General features: G+C 71.4%; 13 protein-coding genes. 6 read left to right on the forward strand and 7 right to left on the reverse strand.

Translation table 11 applies throughout. The features are described from left to right. Window positions 1-24: 24 nt before the first annotated feature. The 3 genes from ACZ7FF_RS39095 to ACZ7FF_RS39105 all read right to left on the reverse strand — a co-directional run bounded on the left by ACZ7FF_RS39095 (window position 25) and on the right by ACZ7FF_RS39105 (window position 4,767). Window positions 25-1,683, reverse strand: a complete 1,659-nt coding sequence (locus ACZ7FF_RS39095; protein WP_470818740.1) for a sodium/solute symporter — start codon at window positions 1,681-1,683, stop codon at window positions 25-27. Then, window positions 1,683-2,066, reverse strand: coding sequence for a DUF485 domain-containing protein (locus ACZ7FF_RS39100; protein WP_470818741.1), 384 nt, complete (start codon window positions 2,064-2,066; stop codon window positions 1,683-1,685). The genes ACZ7FF_RS39095 and ACZ7FF_RS39100 overlap by 1 nt, the downstream gene beginning before the upstream one ends. Before the next feature lie 628 nt (window positions 2,067-2,694). After that, a complete protein-coding gene (locus ACZ7FF_RS39105) occupies window positions 2,695-4,767 on the reverse strand; it encodes a hypothetical protein (RefSeq protein ID WP_470818742.1) in 2,073 nt (690 codons plus the stop codon). A 1,094-nt stretch (window positions 4,768-5,861) separates the two neighbouring features. Here ACZ7FF_RS39105 and ACZ7FF_RS39110 point away from each other — a divergent pair. From ACZ7FF_RS39110 to ACZ7FF_RS39135, 6 genes are all read left to right on the forward strand, one after another. Continuing rightward, on the forward strand, window positions 5,862-7,142 hold the full coding sequence (locus tag ACZ7FF_RS39110; protein WP_470818743.1) for a ricin-type beta-trefoil lectin domain protein: 1,281 nt from the start codon (window positions 5,862-5,864) through the stop codon (window positions 7,140-7,142). 202 nt (window positions 7,143-7,344) lie between these two features. Beyond that, entirely contained in the window at window positions 7,345-8,550 is a 1,206-nt protein-coding gene (locus ACZ7FF_RS39115) for a low temperature requirement protein A (RefSeq protein ID WP_470818744.1), read from the forward strand. An 88-nt stretch (window positions 8,551-8,638) separates the two neighbouring features. Next, window positions 8,639-9,205 carry a hypothetical protein gene (locus ACZ7FF_RS39120; protein ID WP_470818746.1) on the forward strand — a complete coding sequence of 189 codons (567 nt, stop codon included), beginning with the start codon at window positions 8,639-8,641 and terminating at the stop codon, window positions 9,203-9,205. A gap of 851 nt (window positions 9,206-10,056) precedes the next feature. Continuing rightward, window positions 10,057-10,332 carry a hypothetical protein gene (locus ACZ7FF_RS39125; RefSeq protein WP_470818748.1) on the forward strand — a complete coding sequence of 92 codons (276 nt, stop codon included), beginning with the start codon at window positions 10,057-10,059 and terminating at the stop codon, window positions 10,330-10,332. Next, window positions 10,329-12,422 carry a bifunctional polysaccharide deacetylase/glycosyltransferase family 2 protein gene (locus tag ACZ7FF_RS39130; protein WP_470818750.1) on the forward strand — a complete coding sequence of 698 codons (2,094 nt, stop codon included), beginning with the start codon at window positions 10,329-10,331 and terminating at the stop codon, window positions 12,420-12,422. Before ACZ7FF_RS39125 ends, ACZ7FF_RS39130 begins: the two co-directional genes overlap by 4 nt. Next, entirely contained in the window at window positions 12,419-13,540 is a 1,122-nt protein-coding gene (locus ACZ7FF_RS39135; RefSeq protein WP_470818751.1) for an LCP family protein, read from the forward strand. Before ACZ7FF_RS39130 ends, ACZ7FF_RS39135 begins: the two co-directional genes overlap by 4 nt. Before the next feature lie 121 nt (window positions 13,541-13,661). Here the strand turns inward: ACZ7FF_RS39135 and ACZ7FF_RS39140 are convergent, their stop codons facing one another. The 4 genes from ACZ7FF_RS39140 to ACZ7FF_RS39155 all read right to left on the reverse strand — a co-directional run bounded on the left by ACZ7FF_RS39140 (window position 13,662) and on the right by ACZ7FF_RS39155 (window position 17,041). Then, a complete protein-coding gene (locus ACZ7FF_RS39140; RefSeq protein ID WP_470818752.1) occupies window positions 13,662-14,501 on the reverse strand; it encodes an LURP-one-related family protein in 840 nt (279 codons plus the stop codon). 710 nt (window positions 14,502-15,211) lie between these two features. Then, on the reverse strand, window positions 15,212-15,601 hold the full coding sequence (locus ACZ7FF_RS39145) for a roadblock/LC7 domain-containing protein (protein ID WP_470818754.1): 390 nt from the start codon (window positions 15,599-15,601) through the stop codon (window positions 15,212-15,214). Window positions 15,602-15,869: 268 nt separating this feature from the next. Next, on the reverse strand, window positions 15,870-16,697 hold the full coding sequence (locus ACZ7FF_RS39150) for a hypothetical protein (RefSeq protein WP_470818755.1): 828 nt from the start codon (window positions 16,695-16,697) through the stop codon (window positions 15,870-15,872). Continuing rightward, window positions 16,694-17,041 carry a hypothetical protein gene (locus ACZ7FF_RS39155; RefSeq protein WP_470818757.1) on the reverse strand — a complete coding sequence of 116 codons (348 nt, stop codon included), beginning with the start codon at window positions 17,039-17,041 and terminating at the stop codon, window positions 16,694-16,696. Before ACZ7FF_RS39155 ends, ACZ7FF_RS39150 begins: the two co-directional genes overlap by 4 nt. Window positions 17,042-17,059: the final 18 nt, after the last annotated feature.

A 17,059-nucleotide genomic window follows, 5' to 3' on the forward strand; every position in this document is an offset into this window, starting at 1 on the left:
GGCGGCTCGGACGCGGCCGGCTCGTCACCGCCCCGGACGACGCTCAGCCGTCCCCGCCGATCCGTACACCAGCGGCTTTCGCACCGCGCTGGTGTGCCGTGGCTGGTGTCGCGGTTTCGTGGTGCCCGACATCACCGTCCCCAGCCAGCCGAGGAGGAACCCGGCCGGGACGGAGATGATGCTGGTGGTGGTGAACGGGAACCAGTTGATGTCGGCGTGCGGGAAAACGGAGAACGGGGTGCCGGAGATCAGCTTCGTGCCGGGCAGGATCAGCAGGACCGACGCGGCGCCCCCGATGAGCGTGGCCATCAGTCCGGTGCTGTTGTAGCGGCTCCAGAAGAGGCTGTACACCAGCGTCGGCATGATCACGGACGCGCCTATGCAGATGGAGACCATCGCCAGCGGCAGCAGGCTGCGTTGTTGCATCAGGCAGGCCAGCACGATCGTCGGTACACCGATGATGACCGCGGACAACCGGGCCAGGTGCATTTCCCGGCGGGCCGGCAGTCCCTGGGCACGGGTCGCGAACACGTCATGCGCCAGGGAGTTGGCACAGGCGAGGATCATTCCGGCCACGGAGGCGAGTACCGTCAGGTAGATGGCCGTTGTCACCAGCATGAACAGCAGGGACTCCACGGTCGAGACCTGGGAGCCGAGCGCCGCCCGCGAACCGAGCAGGTAGGCGGTGTTGCCCTGCGCGTCCGTGGCCGCGATCGCGCGGGAGCCGAGCAGAGCCGTGGCTCCGAGGTCCACCACTGTCATGACCAGCACGAACAGGACGACGATGGAGACCGCCCAGGACAGGGAGCGGCGCAACCGCCGACCGGTCGAAACGGTGTAGAAGCGCATGACGTTGTGTGGAAGGCAGGCGACGCCGAGCGTGACCGTCAGGACCGTGACGACCATGTCGAGGCGGGCCCCGGCCCCGGTGCCGAACTCCCCTCCGGAGTCGAGAAAGGCCGGTCCGTCGAAGCTGTGTGCTGCCGCCGTGTCGAGGAGGGATCCGAGATCCCAGTCGAAGCGGTACAGCAGGAGCAGGGCGACGATGACGCCGGAACCGACCAGGATGACGGTCTTCAGGCTTTGGATGAGAGCGGTCCCCTGCATGCCGCCGATCGCGGCAAAAGTGATCATGGTCAGCCCGAGGCCCACCACGCAGGCCGTTTTCGCCGCGCCGCTGGAGAAGCCGATGATGTACGCCATCAGCTGTCCGATGTCCGCCACCTGGATCAGCATCATCGGCAGCAGCGCCGCGATCGTCGCCACACCGGTGGCGATGCGTGCGGGGCGGCTCCGCATCCGGTGTGTCAGGGCGTCGCCCATGGTGAACCGGCCCGCGCTGCGCAGCCGTTCGGCCAGCAGGAACATGACCAGGGCCAGCGAGAGCGCCGTGCTGAGGGCCAGCAGGACACCGTCGTAGCCGCACAGGGCGACCACTCCTCCGGTGCCGAGGACGGTGGCCGCAGAGATGTAGTCACCCGCGATGGCCAGACCGGTGCGCAGCGCGGACGGGGAGCCGTAGCCCGTGTAGAACTCGTCCAGATGGTCGCTGTCCGGTCCGGTCAGCACGCACACCATCAGAGTGAGAGCGCCGACGCCGCAGAACGCGACGAAAGAAAGGCCGGAGAGGGCGCCGTGGCTGGCAGCGGATGCGCTCCAGACGCCGTCGCGAACACGGTCCATCAAAGTATCCCTCGCCAGGGGTCCGCTTCCGCCTCATCGGGGGAGCCGTCCACCAGCGGGGCCGCCTGGCGGTGCGCGGCGTGCTCGTACAGCGCGACCGCCAGCCAGATCAACGGGAACTGAAGGAGTGTGAGCAGCAGGCCGGTCGGGATCCCGTCGACACCCGGGCGGGTCATCAGGCCGGGCGCGCATCCGGACAGCAGCAGGAACACGGTGAAAGCGCCCAGCACGGCGAGCGTGATGATCCGCTGCCGCCGGCGGTACACGGCGTGGGGTACCTGCGGGTCGTCATGGTTCTGGAGCATCTCCGGGCCGAACTGCGAGGACGGCGGCTCGGAGCGGACTTGCCAGGTGTAGGTACCCGGAGGCGGGTGGTGGGACATCCCGGGACTCCTTGCATGGTGCGGTGCGCGTGCGGCGTCGCGCGGAGAGGGGGGAAGGGAAGGAAGCCTCACCGTAGAGCGAAAGCCGAAGGAGCAGACCGCGATCGGGCCCAAATGATCAGCCAGCCCGCACTTCCTGCACGAAGGGGCAGTGTCCGGGAGGTGTGCACGTGTGTCGACTGCTCGGGGCCCGGGACACCGGCCTCGTTCCGCGGCCGAGGACAGCGGGACGCGACTGTGCGCAATCGACGTCCGCCGACGGCTCCGGCTCGTCGAGGTGATTCCGGGATCGGACGGACACGCGTGACGAGGGCGGTACGCAGAGCCCCGGCTTCCCTGGCCGGGGCTCTGCGCGACGCGCTCCCCGGCCCGCCACCGCGTGAAAGCTCTGCACCCCCTTGGCTCAGAACCCACGCGGTGAGCGGCCGCTCGCCGAGCGGCGCGAACGCCGTCCACTCTCGCGTGGCACGGGGGAAGAGCGCACCAGGGATTTCCCCCAGGACCGTCCGACCGCGCCTCGTCACGAGTCCGCCCGTGGAAAACACCGAGACCGTTCACGGCACACCGGAGGTGCGCCCGCGCCCCACCACGGTTCCGCCTCCCGGAGTGCGCGGGCGGCGAGCCGGGCTCAGTTTCTGACGTGGCCCTCGTCCAGCGCCGGGTCGGCGTCCCGCTGCCTCGGCAGAGCCTGGAGCGTTCGTACCGCCATGCCCGCCCGGTGCACGTCGGCCAGGGCGCACAGCGCATGGACCGCGTCGTTGAAGCGCCCGAGGGAGGGCGGGTCGGAGGGGCCCAGCAGCTGCACCTTGAGTTCGGCGCGAGCGGTGGCGAAGGCGTCCCGCTCGGGGTGGCGCACGGACTCCAGCAGTGCCGGTACCCCGGCGGCGTCCGGGGTGAGAACGGCACCCGCCCGCACCGTGGGGAACGTGTCGCGGAAGTCCTGCTCGGGCAGCCCGCTGGTGTTGACGACGGCGTAGGGCTTCTCACTCGCCAGATAGTCGGAGACGACGCTGGATACGTCGCTTATCAGCAGGTCGGCGATGTTGAAGCAGGCGTAGACGCTCGGCCCCTCGCCGGTGACGATCCGGTGCTCCCATGCGGGGAGCGAGTCCCAGTACGCCGACTCCCAGGCGGTCGTGGCGGCGGCCACCGCCGCGGCCCGGCCGGGTTCCGGGACCGCCTGCACCAGCATCCGCTCCGTGTCGTCCGCCGCGGCCCTGCACGAGGACGTGGTGAGCCGGCGCAGTTCGGCGGTCCTGCCTACCAGGTCCACGGTGGCCTCGAGCGGGGGCCGCTCGCCGGGGTGCTGCTCGGCGCGCCCGACGTTGGCGGTGTGGATCATCTGCCGGATCCGCCCGTCCGCGCGCGCCGCCCGGGGATCGACCGAGCCGGTGAGCGGGTGTGGCCGGTACAGGAGGCGGACCCCCGGATCGGCGAGGAGGAGGCGGACGATGTTCTCCCCGGCCTCGATGATCGACGTGTTGCCGGGGTCGGCGTCCCAGCCTTCCCACGTGGGGGCGTAGAGAACCGTGACGCGGCCGGTGGGCGCGCCGGTGTACGGCCGGATCGCGTCCAGTTGCGGGCGTCCGATCTCCACCACGTCCCGGTCGTCGATACCCACGTCCGCGAGGGCGTACCGTCGGCGCGCCGCGGGACCGGCCACCCACACCTCGTCGTAGGCCTTCGCGTACGGATTGCAGCTGGACAGCTTGTCGCTCTCGCCGTGGTTGACGAACGCGTGCTTGACGGTGGGGATCCGCAGCACCTGCGAGGTCTTCCCGGAGTTCGACGGATGGATCAGCACCTTCAGGGTGGAGTGCTCCAGCCTCATCAGGTCGGCGACCTTCGGCAGGCACACGACGGGGATGTCCGTGGACGCGATCCGGCGCACCATGGACCGCTCGCGCAGCACGATCACGGGGCGGCCCTCGATCCGGGACAGCGGCTCCAGCCACATGTTCGCCTGATAGGCCGAGTCGGCACCGCCGGAGAAGTACAGGCCCACCGTCGGCCGGTACTCCGCGAGCCATGTCTCGAACCACTTCAGTGCCTCCTGGCCGGTCACCGGCCGGTGTCCCGCCGTCAACCGCCTTACCAGCACGCCGATGGCCAGGGTTTCGAGGGCCACGGACAGGGCGATCGCCCCCGCGGCCCACGTGGCCGATCCGGTCGCCGCGGTGATCAGCAGGCCGGCCGTCGAGGGCAGGGCGAACAAGACGAGCCGCAGTCCGGAACGGCGCATGAGCAGCGCCGGGGGTGCCGGGCTCAGTCTCAGTGGCGAGGTGTCGATGTTCCGGGTCACCACCGGCAGCGTGCGGACCCGGCGCACGAGTATCGAGCACGCCTGCCCGGCGATGTGGAGGGCGTAGAAGAGCAGCAGACCGCCGAGGAAAGCCAGGTGTCTCGCCACATGGTCCTTTTCCTCGATGAGGATCACGCCGGTCAGCAGCATGAGATCCCGCGCGGCCTGGCGCGCGGTCACGGTGGCGTGGAGCTTCTCGAGGGCGCCGGCGGTGGCCGGCTGCCACCGGTGCAGGGCGAGGTCCGCCGCCAGTCCGATGGCGGTGGCGGCCACCAGCAGGGTGATGTCGCAGAGGAGGGCACCGGCGGCCTGCGCGGCGAACGCCAGGACGAGCACCGCCGGGAGCGGCAGGCGTGCCGCCGCGGCGCGAAATCGGGCGGGCAGGGGGAAGGCTGACACGTCGCGGGCTCCAGGCGATTCGACTTTTCTGAGCACGGACTTGCTGACGGGCGCCGTTGGATGAATGCGGGCCGGAAGCCGGTACGTACAGATGTTCCATGTTCCACGGGGTGGAGGGACTGTACCCGCACGACCACTTTCCCCGTGCCGCAATGCTCATGGGGGCGCTCACCCCTCGGGCGGGCGCCCGGACGCGTCGGCGCCGACGGGGCGCAGGTTCCGTCGAGCCTGTCGCCGCCCCCGCCGCGGCGCCTGCCGGCCCGGTGGACCCGAGCGCCTGCCGATCCGGTGAACTCCGGTGACGAGTACCGAATTTGAGCCATGGAGAGCAGCGACGGACGGCAGCCGGAGGAAGGGTCGAACGTGCAGGGAGAGTGAACGATTCCGGCCACGCTCCGGCACGTCACGGCCATCCGCTGCCGAAGCCGCCCGAGACGCCTCGCCAAGAGACGGCGGCGCCGTCCGTGCCGTGAAGGGGCCCCGGCCCGCGCACGTCACCGCAGGCACGGACACGGTTCGCCGGTCGGGCTCCGTTCTCCGGCGGTCGAACCGCGGTCGGAAACGGGTGAGGATCACCGGCCCGGAACCCCGCCGAGACGGCGCCGGCATCGCGGCGACCACCCTCGCCGGGGCCGGAGTTCGCGCTCGCGCGGCCGTCGGCCGTTTGACGCTGTTCACGGTGCAGGACTAGAACATCGCCTCACCGAGCGGCCGAAGTGCTTGATTCGCGAGCGGGGATCACGGCGGGTCGGCCCCGTGCGGTGCTCTGCCCCATCCATGGACGGGCGCCTTCCTCCTTCGCCTCGCACACCCCGCCCGCGACTGTTTCGAGCCGTTCTGCAGCACACCCCCCCCCCACAACCGGAGTGTTTGGATTGAGACTCAGACTCGCCGCGGTCCTGCCCCGAAGTATCCGGCGCCGAGAAGGCCGCGGTCCCGGGAAGGAGGACCCGCGGGTCCGTCCCTCCGAGACCGGTTCGCCTCGCGGGGAAACCCGGCGATCCCGGCACCGGACCCGGCGTCTCCCCCGCCGGGCGAAGGTCGGTCTCGCCGTCTTCGCCGCCCTCCCTCTCGTCTGGGCGACCGTGTGGCCCATGCTCCAGCCGGCGACGGCGGACACCGGCTCGCACTCCCTGCTGTACGACCCCGGGCCGTCGCACGCCTGCTGGGGCCGACTCGTCGAGCATCCTCCCGACGGACGGACATCCGATCCGTCGCACAGCAGCAGCGCCGGCTGCGGCTCCTTCGCCGCCACCAAGGAGTTCACCCGGGGAAACGCGAAGGGCCCCACCTGGGACCTGGGCACCTACGGATGGAACGACTCCGACTGGGGCAGGTCGCCGGGTTTCTCCTTCTCACCGCATACCGGCACCCGGACGGTGAGCATGCGGAACCACGCGGCCGGCCTCGGCTGCGGGCTGCACGAGACCAACATCAGTTACACCTACCAGGGCAGCCAGCTGCGGCCGGGGCTCGACCGCGGGTCCGTGACACTGGGCGACGGGCAGACGAACGCCACCTACACGGCGAAGGTCCGCAAGACCAGCGGTTTCACCTGCGCCGGTGAGCACCGCGCGATGCTCACCACGGACTTCATCTTCGAGAATCCCGACATGGGCAAGGACGTACCGCAGGTACTGTCCGTCATCCACTTCGCCGCGCCCGGGTCTTCGGTCTCCGGGCACGACAGTGTCGTGTGGGACAACAAGTGCGCCGGCAAGAGCTGCCGCGTCATGGTGCGCAGTACCGACCTTCGTCCGACGGACGGGAAATGGGCCTCGGTCCATGACGATGTCACTGAGCTGTTCAAGCGCTACCGGTCCCGCCTCGACCCCAAGGGCTCCCCGGACACGAACTTCATCCTGCGCGGCATACAGATCGTGAGCAGCAACACGGGGACGGACACGAACACCTCGGTGCGCGACATCGACGTGCGCATGACGCCGAAGGCGGCCACCCAGAGCGTCGTCACGTACCAGAAGACGAACGGCAGCCTGTGCCTGGACGACCGGTCCGGCAGCCGGAAGTCCCCCGCCGTCGCCCAGATCTACTCGTGCAACGGGACCGGTGCCCAGAAGTGGACCATGGGCGCGAACAACAGCCTGAGCGTGAACGGACTGTGCCTGGACGCGGCGAACGGGGGCAGGACCGACGGCACTCCCGTGATCCTGTACCGATGCGACGGCGGGCAGAGCCAGAAATGGGTCCTCGGCCGCTGGGGCCAGATCTACCATCCCGCGTCCGGCCGATGTCTGGAAGTGCGGGGCGGATCCACCACCGGCGGCGACAGCCACCTGCAGCTGTACGCGTGCAACGGCGGCTTGGGCCAGAAGTGGTGGGCGCCGTTCGGCGACTACGACATACACCGGATGTGAGCAGACCTCACCCCACACGATAAGCGGCACCGGGCACCGTCGCTCCCGTCGAGCGGCACCGCCCGGTGCCGTCGCTTACTATCGGGTCCCCCCGCGATCCGGCACGGTCTTCGCCCTGGTGTGCCGCCACGCACGGCGTCGTCTCCCGCGGAGCCGGGGCACGGCCGGGCGCGGACACGCGTGGACCAGGCAGAGGAGTGACGTGAACGACGTTCCACCGGGACCGGCGGCACAGGCTGCCCCGCAGGAGGAGCGGCACGCCAGCTGGCTGGAGCTGTTCTTCGATCTCGTCGCCGTCGCGGGAGTGGCGCAGATCGCACACCTGCTCCACGGTGCGCCCGCACCGGCCGACCTCGGCCTCTACGCGCTGCTGTTCCTCGCCCTGTGGACCGCGTGGGCCTGCTTCACCCTGTACGCGAACGTGGCCGGTGAGGGCACCCGCACGCGCACCGTGCTGATGGCGATGTTCGGCCTGGCGGTCATGGCGGCCGCGGTGCCGGGCGTGCACGAGAGCGGTGAGCACGCGAGGATCTTCGCCGCCGCCTACGTGCTGACCCGGATACTGGCCACCCGGGCCTGGCAGCGGCGCCGGGAGGTCCTCGTCGACTGGCCCGCCGCGCAGATCTCGGCCGGCGTGGTGCCGTGGACGGTGTCCGTCTTCGCGCCCGCTCCCCTGCGGTACTGGCTGTGGGCCCTCGGTCTCGCCCTGGACCTGTACATCACGTTCGCCGTCTCCGCGCGCGACGTCGTCGAACAGCGCGAGAGTCGTGAGCAGTCCGACGACCGACGCCGGGGGCAGCCCTTCGCCGGACCGTTGACCGTGGCCCGGTCGCAGTCGGAGCATCTGAGTGAGCGGCTCGGCCTCTTCGTCATCATCGTGCTGGGCGAAGGCGTCGCCCAGGTGATCGACGCCGCCTCCGACGCCGAGTGGGACAAGAGCCTCGGGGCACTCGCCGCCGCGGCCTTCGTCCTGCTCGCCGCGCTCTGGTCACTGTCGTTCCGGCGCGGCTACGCGGGCGTGCCGTACCTGGCCGAAGGGGTGCTGCCCGCCCGCGCGGTGCTCCCCCTGCACTGCTTCATGTCCGGCTGCCTCGCGGCGCTGGCCGCGGCCCTCGGCGCCGCCGTCGGTCACCTCGACCGGCTCCCCGACGGCACCCGCTGGCTGATGTGCTCGGCACTGTCCGGGTACTTCCTGCTCAGCGGGCTCACCTGGCTCCCCAGGGCCCGCCGGGAGAACCACTGGCTGCCCGCCGTCGCCCTCCCCTGCTGCGCCCTCCCCCTGCTCCTGGCCGCGCTCGCACCGAACGTCCGGCCCGCGACCCTCGTCTGGCTGCTCGTCCTCGTCGTGCTGTGGCCGACGTACTACGAGCGCCGACGCACGAGGACCGTCCGGCCCGGGTCGGTCTGAGGGCCTTGGGCAACTGGTAACCGTTCAGCACCGGGGGACGAGGCTTGCGGACCGGGCCCTTGTCAGTGGCTGCCTGTTCACTTGGCACATGAGCGACAAGATGAGCCACAGCGATGTCCACCGAACCACGGCTCCCACTCACGGCGCCGAGATGGTGGAGCCGTCGCGGTTCAAGATCCGCAACGTGAGCATCGATGGCCGGGGTGACGTGGTGAGAGTCCGAGGAGGCGGTTCCCACCAGCTCGGTTTCGATGTGCTGCACGATTGTGCGGGATGCGGCAACGCCATCAACCAGGTGATCGTCGGACTGGCGGGCCAGGACCGAGCCCAGGCGTCGGTATGGAACGGGAAGCAGCGCAGCGGGGGCGGTTTGAAGGTGGTCAATGCCGGCACGCACGTCGAGGCGCTGGCGGAGGACAACCCGGGTCCGGCGGAATGGGTAAGTGTGTCGTGCGACCTCGTCGTTCCCGACGAACCCGGCGTCTACTCGGTCCGAGCACGTTACGCCCAGGCGTATCAGGGACGCCTGATGACGGCCGAAGGACGTGCGATCCCACAGCCGGAGTACCAGGAGGTGCTGGGTTGGTGGAAGGTCGACCGTCCGGAGGGGCCCGGCCCGGAATCGACCATTGGCACCATCATCGTCGAGGGGTGAGCCGCCGGTGAGGCCCTTGCCCGGCACCGGGGCGGCAGCACACCGAGTCCGAGCCCTTCTGTGTGCCGGGCGGGGGCGCCGGGGCCCTGGGCGCGCCCGTCCAGCCACGGGACGCTCGTCACGCGCGAGCCCGTTCGGCCTCGGCGATCGGCGCATCCGGGCCGCGAACCGCCGGACCTCGCAGCACGCCTTCCCGGGCCGGTTCGATCTCGGTGCACGAAAAGACAGTGTCCGAAGGAACGCTGAGGGCCGCCGCGCGTGCGGATGACAAACGAATCGGTACGGCCACGTCGGGCTTTCCGCGCCAAGGGCCGGGGCCGCGGGTCGACGGGCGCGCCGAAAGGACCAAAGGGCGGCGCCAACGGGCAAGTTCGGCACGTGATCGGCTAGTAAGGTCTGGGGCTGCGTGATCGCTGACGGCGGCATCCCGACCGTGTCACGCACAAGGCCCGTACGGGCCGGTGCCTTCGAGTGTGCGCCGAGGGGGACGCCGCCGGAACCGCCCGCACGAGACCGCGAGCGGGTTCCGGGAGTGCTCCCCGAAGCGACACACCGGGACGCCCAGTTCTGCCCCCGCACATGACACGGCAAAGGTGTCGCGTCCACGCGACAAGGATCAGGAGCAGCCTGTGCTGGGCACCCCCCAACCCGTCCGCGAATCCCGCAACGGGCGGTCGGCGCCGACGGGCCGCCCGGCCCACCGTGCGGCAGCGGGCGGCGCCCGGACCTCGAGGTCCCGCACGACACCCGGCGCCCCGCCGCACGGGTCGCATCGCGCCGCACGGCCTGGAAGGCGCCGCCGCGCCCTGCGCCGGCCCGTGTTCATCGACCGCTCGGGGTGGCGCCGGCGGGTGCTGACCGCCACCGCCACGGGCATCGCGGCCGCCTGCCTCGGCTACCTCGTCTTCTGCGGCTCCCTGGTGGCCGGGCTGTGGCGGCCGGTCGCGGCGACCCCGGCCCGCCTGAACGGACCGACACCCTCGGCCCCCGACGCTGCCGCGCCCGCGGGGACACGGGGCGGCGACGTACGCGCCGCCGCACGGGCCCGCCCAGGGACCGGGGCGGGCCCGGAGCACGATGAACCGGCACGGTCGGCGCGGCCACTGAGAGGGGAGTTCCGGCGGTGAGCCGGCACGCCGCCGTGCGTCGTCCACCGCGCGCCCACTGGCTGCTGTTCCTGCTCGTCCTGGCCGTCGTCGCGGTGGCGCTGGTCTTCGAGGGCTGGACCACGCACCAGGTGGACGCCGCACGCACGCGGGTGCCGTGCAGCGCCCCGATACCGCGCGAGGCGGACACCGGAAGACCCGTGCTGCGATTCGGAGCGGGAGGGGTCCAGACCGCTTCCGTGCCGCCCGGGACCGCGGCGCTCACCTTCGACGGCGGACCCGATCCGACGTGGACCCCGCGGCTGCTCGACCTGCTGCGCCGGCACCACGTGCACGCGACGTTCTTCGTGTACGGAAGGCTGGCGGCCCGGTATCCGGCGCTGACCCGTCGGATCGTGCGTGAGGGTCACGAGATCGGCTCCTACACCTACACCGGCGGTGACCTGGGCGCCGCGTCACCGGTCCGCGCCCGGCTGGAACTGTCCCTCACCCAGACGGCTCTGGCCGGTGCGGCCGACGTCGGCACGACCCTGCTGAGGCTGCCGCACACCACGTCCGCGGACACGCTCTGCGGAGACGAGTGGACGGCTGCCGAGCACGCCGCCGCCCAGGGCTATCTGATCGTCGCGGCGGACCCCCCGACCCGCGGGCCCGGGCAGGGTGTCGTCGCGCAGTTCAGCCAGACCGACCTCGGCTACCGGGAGGCCCGCACGCTGCTGCGGGACCCTCGGGTGTCGCGGTTCACCACCGTCAGCGGCGGGCTCGGCATACCCTCGGCGGTCCGCCCGGCCGCCACACGCCTGCACGCACAGGGCGTGGGACTGATGGTGACGCAGCGGCTCGGCCACTCCCTCGCCGCGGCGATGGCGTGGGCACTGGCCGCCACGGGTGTGCTCGGCGTCCTGCGACTGCTGATGCTCGTGCTGTTCGCCCGCGCCCATGTGCGCAGACAACACGCCGCCCGGACCGGCGCGCCGGGGCCGCGGCCGGTCCCGGACCCGGTCACGGTGCTGGTCCCCGCGTACAACGAGGAGGCCGGAATCGCCTCCACCCTCGGCTCGCTGCTCGCCTCCACCCATGCGGACCTGCAGATCATCGTGATCGACGACGGTTCGACCGATGCCACCGCCGCCATAGCGGAGGCCGTGGGCGACGCCCGGGTGACCGTCGTCCGGCAGCCCAACGCGGGCAAACCCCGGGCCCTGAACACCGGTCTGGCACACGCCCGCCACGACATCGTGGTCATGGTCGACGCCGACACCATCTTCGAGCCCGAGGCGCTGGCCCGCCTCGTCCAGCCGCTCGCCGACCCCGCCGTGGGAGCGGTCAGCGGCAACACCAAGGTCGGCAACCGGCGGAGCCTGCTGGGCAGATGGCAGCACCTGGAGTACGTCATCGGCTTCAACCTGGACCGCAGGATGCTGGAGGTCCTGGAGTGCATGCCTACCGTGCCGGGCGCGATCGGCGCCTTCCGCGGGGACGCGCTGCGGGGCATCGGCGGCATCAGCGACGAGACCCTGGCCGAGGACACCGACCTGACGATGGCGCTGTGGCGGGCGGGCTGGCGCGTCGTCTACGAGGAGTCGGCCGTCGCCTGGACCGAAGTCCCCGACACCCTGGGCCAGTTGTGGCGTCAGCGCTACCGCTGGTGCTACGGCACGCTGCAGTCGATGTGGAAGCACCGCCGCGCCCTGATCGAGACCGGACCGGCCGGGCGCTTCGGCCGTCGCGCGCTGGCCTATCTCGCCCTGTTCCAGGTCGTGCTGCCGCTGTGCGCGCCGGTGGCGGACGTCTTCGCCCTGTACGGGGTGCTCTTCCGCACCCCCGCGGGGGCGATCGCGATCTGGCTCGGCTTCCTCGCCGCGCAGATGCTCTCCGCCGGGTACGCCCTGCGCCTCGACCGCGAGCGGCTCGGCACCCTGTGGGTGCTGCCGCTCCAGATCTTCGTGTACCGGCAGTTGATGTATCTGGTGGTCATCCAGTCGGTCGTCACGGCGCTGCTGGGCACGCGCCTGAGATGGCACAGCATGGAGCGCAGCGGCACGGCCGATCCGTACCTGCTGGACGAGCCCGGCCAGGCCCGTCCGCCCTGGAGTGTGCCGGCACGATGAGCGCACGAAAGGATCCGCCCCGGGAGCAGCCCCGGGGGGCGCGGACCGGGCCCGTCGTCGATCTCCGCCGTTTCGCCGAGCGCCCCAGTTCCCGCTACGGCCCCCGGCGCGCGCACGCCCGGCCCGGCAGGCGCGGCAGGAAGCTGCGAACGATCGTGTGCGTCGTGCTGGCGACACTCGTGTCCGGGGTGGCCGGTACGTACGTATGGGCCGACACGCAGTTGGACAACGTCGTCGATCTGGACGCCTACGGGGTGCGTCCCCCCGCGGGCAAGGGCACCAACTACCTCATCGTGGGCTCCGACAGCCGCGACGGGCTCTCCGCCGACGAGGTGAGGGACCTGCACGTGGGGGGTGGCGGCGGCCGGCGCACGGACTCGATGATCGTGCTGCACACGGGCGCCCAGGGGACCAGCATGGTCAGCCTGCCGCGCGACTCGTGGGTCACGATCCCCCGCCACACCGACCCGGACACGGGCAAGACCCCGCCGCCCACGCACGACAAGCTGAACGCCAGTTTCTCCTACGGCGGTCCCGAACTCCTGGTCCGCACCGTCGAGTACAACACCGGCCTGCACATCGACCACTACGTGGAGATCGGCTTCGCGGGCTTCGTGGGCATCGTGAACGCCGTGGGCGGTGTGCGGATGTGCCTGGACCACGCGGTCAGGGACGAGAAGTCGGGCGCCGATCTCAGCAGGGGCTGTCACCTGCTCGACGGCGCCCAGGCGCTGGCCTTCGTCCGTCAGCGGCACCAGGAGGCGCACGGGGATCTGGGCCGCACCCGCAACCAGCAGAAGTTCCTCTCGGCGCTCGCCCACCGGGCCGCACGGCCCCGCACCCTGCTCGACCCCACCGAGATCCTTCCGGCACTGCACGCCGGCCTGGGCAGTCTCGTGGTCGACAAGGGAATGAGCCTGGACGGCCTCGTCACGATGTTCCGCGCGGTGAAGAGCGTGTCCGCGGGACGGGGCGCGCAGCTGAACGTCCCCGTCTCGGGTGTCGGCATCTCCACCCCGAAGGGAAGCGTGGTGAAGTGGGACAGGAGGAAGTCGGCCCGGCTGTTCGACGAGTTGCGGAACGACCGCCCGCTGACCGCGCCGCAGGACTCCGGATGACAGCACGGTACGACGGGCACCGCGGCCGTACGGCCGGGCGTCCCCGCCGTACCGGTGGGCAGCGTCGTGACGCGGTGCCCACCGTGATCGTGCTGCTCGGTCGGGGGCCGGACCGGTCGTCTCAGCGTGAGTCCTGCTTGAGGGCGGTGTCGACGGTCAGGGCCGTCGACACCACGAGGCTCAGCAGGGGCTCGGTCAGCTGGGTGTGGATCTGCAGGACGTAGTTGTCCGCGGTCGTGAACGCCGCTCTGGCGAGGCCTTCCCAGGTCTTGGTGATCCGGGCCACCTCGTTGTCCGCGTGGTCGACGATCGCGAAGTTCCACGCCCGCCAGTTCTCCGCCTTGATGGCGCCGACCTGCCGGCCGTCCGCGTTCATCGCGAACTTGATCTTGCCGAACACGTTCTGCTGGACGATCTCGCCGACGGCCGAGCCGTCCGGGAGGGTCACGATCACCCGGGACCTGAAGATCTTCGCCGGCCGGGTCAGGAGCAGCTGCGGCTGACCGTAGACGTCGCGGATCTCCAGTTTGTGGGTCATGTACTGGTCCCACTTGGTGGCGAAGCGCAGGAGCTTCTTCAGCTTCCCCTGGCCTACCTCGGTGACCGAGCCGATCGGCCGGCCGTTCTGGTCCATGATCGTGTACTCGTTCGTCACCTCGACCAGCTTGGCCTTCTGGTTCACCACCAGGACCGGCTCGGTGAACAGGGTGCCGCCACCGGGGCCGGCGGCCGCGACCCCGGCCCGCCGCTGCACCTGGCGCTGCACTTTCGGGTCGGCGGCCCACTGCTGCGGCAGGTGCCCGCCGGCCTGCGGGGGAACGCCGTACCCGGCCTGCTCGGCACCCTGCTGGGCCGGCCCCGTGTGCTCGGTCCACTGCGACCCGTCCCAGTACCGGAGTGTCCGGGCGGCTCCGTTGGGGTCGGGATACCAACCCGCTGAAGTGTTCGAATGTGTGGTCATCGGCGCACAGTACCTTCGCGGCTTCGGCCCCCTGACCACGGGAGCGGCCGTCCCCGCCGGCGCCTGGCGGGGTTCGCGCCGTCACCCCCCACCCCCGAGGCGCGGTGCGGGGCTGCGCTGCAGGCCGGGACCGCCACCCGTCGAGGGCGAACGGGACCGGCGGTCTTGGCCCGCCCGGGGGCGGCAGGATCCACAACGCTCAGCCTTCCTGAGCGCTCACCCTCCGCCGGGCGCCCCCGCGCCGCACCGCGGCCGCGGCCGGGGACCTCGTCCGCCAGGCATGCCGGAACGAGCCCGGACCCGTGCGCCCGCGTCATCGACGCGGCCCGTGCGCGACGGCGGACCGGCCTCCTGAGGCCGGCGGGGTGCCCCTCCGGACGAACGAAGGGGAAGGCGGTGGCCCTCATGCGCACATCAGGGTCTCGGCATGCCTCCCAGTCCACAGCGAATACATGAGCTGCGAACGCCTTCTGCGCCGGCTCGACACGCACCAGGAGGCACGGCTCGGCGCCGCGTGGGAGACCCGGGAGGACCGGCCGCGGCTTCTGGGGAACGGCGGCGAGGAAATGGCACAGGATGTCGCGCGGCCTGCGCGGATCCCGAACGAACACCCGGCACGGAAGTCATGGAATCGCTCTTCGGCGACGGGCTCATGGCGGTCAGCGAAGTCGCCGAACTGGGCCCGGTGCCAACGATGTTCATGCGGGAGGTCAGGTGGACGCGTCGCCCTGCAGGATGGCCTCCAGCCTTTCGATGGTTCCGCGCAGTTCGCGATCGAGTCCGACCACGTCCAGACCCTCGTCCCCGATGACGGTGAGCAGCGCCCTCTCGCCGACGGCCTCGATCACGATGTGGCGCCCCGAGCTGCGCGTGGCCAGGTGCCGCAGCCCTCCTCCCCCGGCCTCCTCCGCCAGACGTCGGCCGAGGCTGTGGGCGGAGGCGGACAGGGCCGCGACGGACTCGGGGTGGACCGTCTCGGCGTCGGCGGCGACGAGGAGTCCGTCCACGGTGGACAGAACCGATTCGATCACTCCCATCACGTTCTCGCGCACGGCGGCCAGGACTTCGAGGACGGGTGCGTGCGTGGGGACGCTGGACATGCATGCTCCTTGGTGGGGTGAGGGGCGGCGCATTACGGGCTGCCTCAGAGAAGACGCCTCAGACCTGCTCGGACACGCATCAGGAGCAGGACGTCGGGCTGGTGGTCTGCGAGGTCCCCGGGAGCCGGCCGTTTCACGGCGGCTCCGGGAACGCGCCGTGCGATGAGGGGGCGGCCGGCGCGGGCGTCGCCCCCGGGTTCGCCGGGCGACAGTCTCACGGACAGGGACGACGGGCCGTCGTCCGCCGCCGCGTCGTGTTCGACCGGGATCATCGTCTGACCGTTCGGTGCGGATGCTGTGCACCCGGTGTCCGCCGTGGCAGCGCGGAGTCCGCTGCCACGGGTGTGCCGGCGTCCGCGGGGCCCTGTCCGGGGTCGCGCGGCGCGGTGCTCGGACGGCCGCCCGCCGGGGCGGGACGATCGTGGTGGACCAGTCCGAGCTCGTTCATCCGGGCGAGATCCAGCATCACCGCGTAGGTGCCGCGGCCCAGGGCGAAGGCGATGTCGCGCGGGGTGCGGCGTCCGTTGGCGGCGCGCAGCACCGTCGCGTAGCGGTCCGGGATCCGTGCGGGCAGCCCCGGTGCCGGACGGACCCGCAGACGGGCCAGTTCCGTGGGCGGCCCGCCCCACATGCCGGCCAGCACCGCAAGGCGCCGTTTGGTCTCGGTCGTCACCCTCCTCGGTGTGTAGGACGGTCCCGCCCAGGCGACGGGCACGGCCTCGGTGATCTCTCCGCTTTCCAGCTCACTGACCATCAGGGCGAAGGCGCCGTCGAAGAGGGCCGCCGCGCAGACGACGTCGAACTCCGGGCGGGTGAGCAGGCCGGCCCCCTCCAGGTCGGCGGCGAGCCGGCCCTCCTCCGCCCCGGCCTGCGCGGAGACGGCCTTCCAGGCCTCCTCGGCGATGCGACCGGAACTCCGGAGGATCGTTTCAGCACCGGGTGCCCCAGGCGTTTCCACCGCACCGATCCGTCCCGCACGCAGATGGACCCGCCCACCGGGGTTGCCGGTCACCACCACGGTCCCGGTGCACCGCTCCTCATGGAGTTCTTCGAGCAGGGCGAACAGGCTGCGGGGGCGACTGGCGTGCCGGCTCATCCCGTCACCGCCGCGCCGCAGCGCTCGATGTGGCGCGCGAGGAGTGCCAGGTTCGCGGGCCCGCGCTCCAGTGCCGCCGCCAGCAGCAGCGGGTCCCCCTGACGGGAGAGCACCCGCAGCACGACCTGGTGGTGGGCACCGGTGACCACGATGCTCTCCAGCTCTCCCCGAGCCCCCGCCGTCTGGAGGCGGTCGTCGACGAGAACGGCGAAACGGCTGCACTCCTCGGCGTCCGGGGCATGTCCGACCGCGCTGTAGACCAGTCCGGTGACCGCGTCCACCAGGGCGGCACCGGCTACGCCTGGCTCGTCGAGAAGAGTACGCAGTAGGTTCTCGATCGGCACCCGAATTCCCTTTCACCG

The sequence above is a fragment of the Streptomyces sp. NPDC037126 genome, from assembly GCF_055605965.1.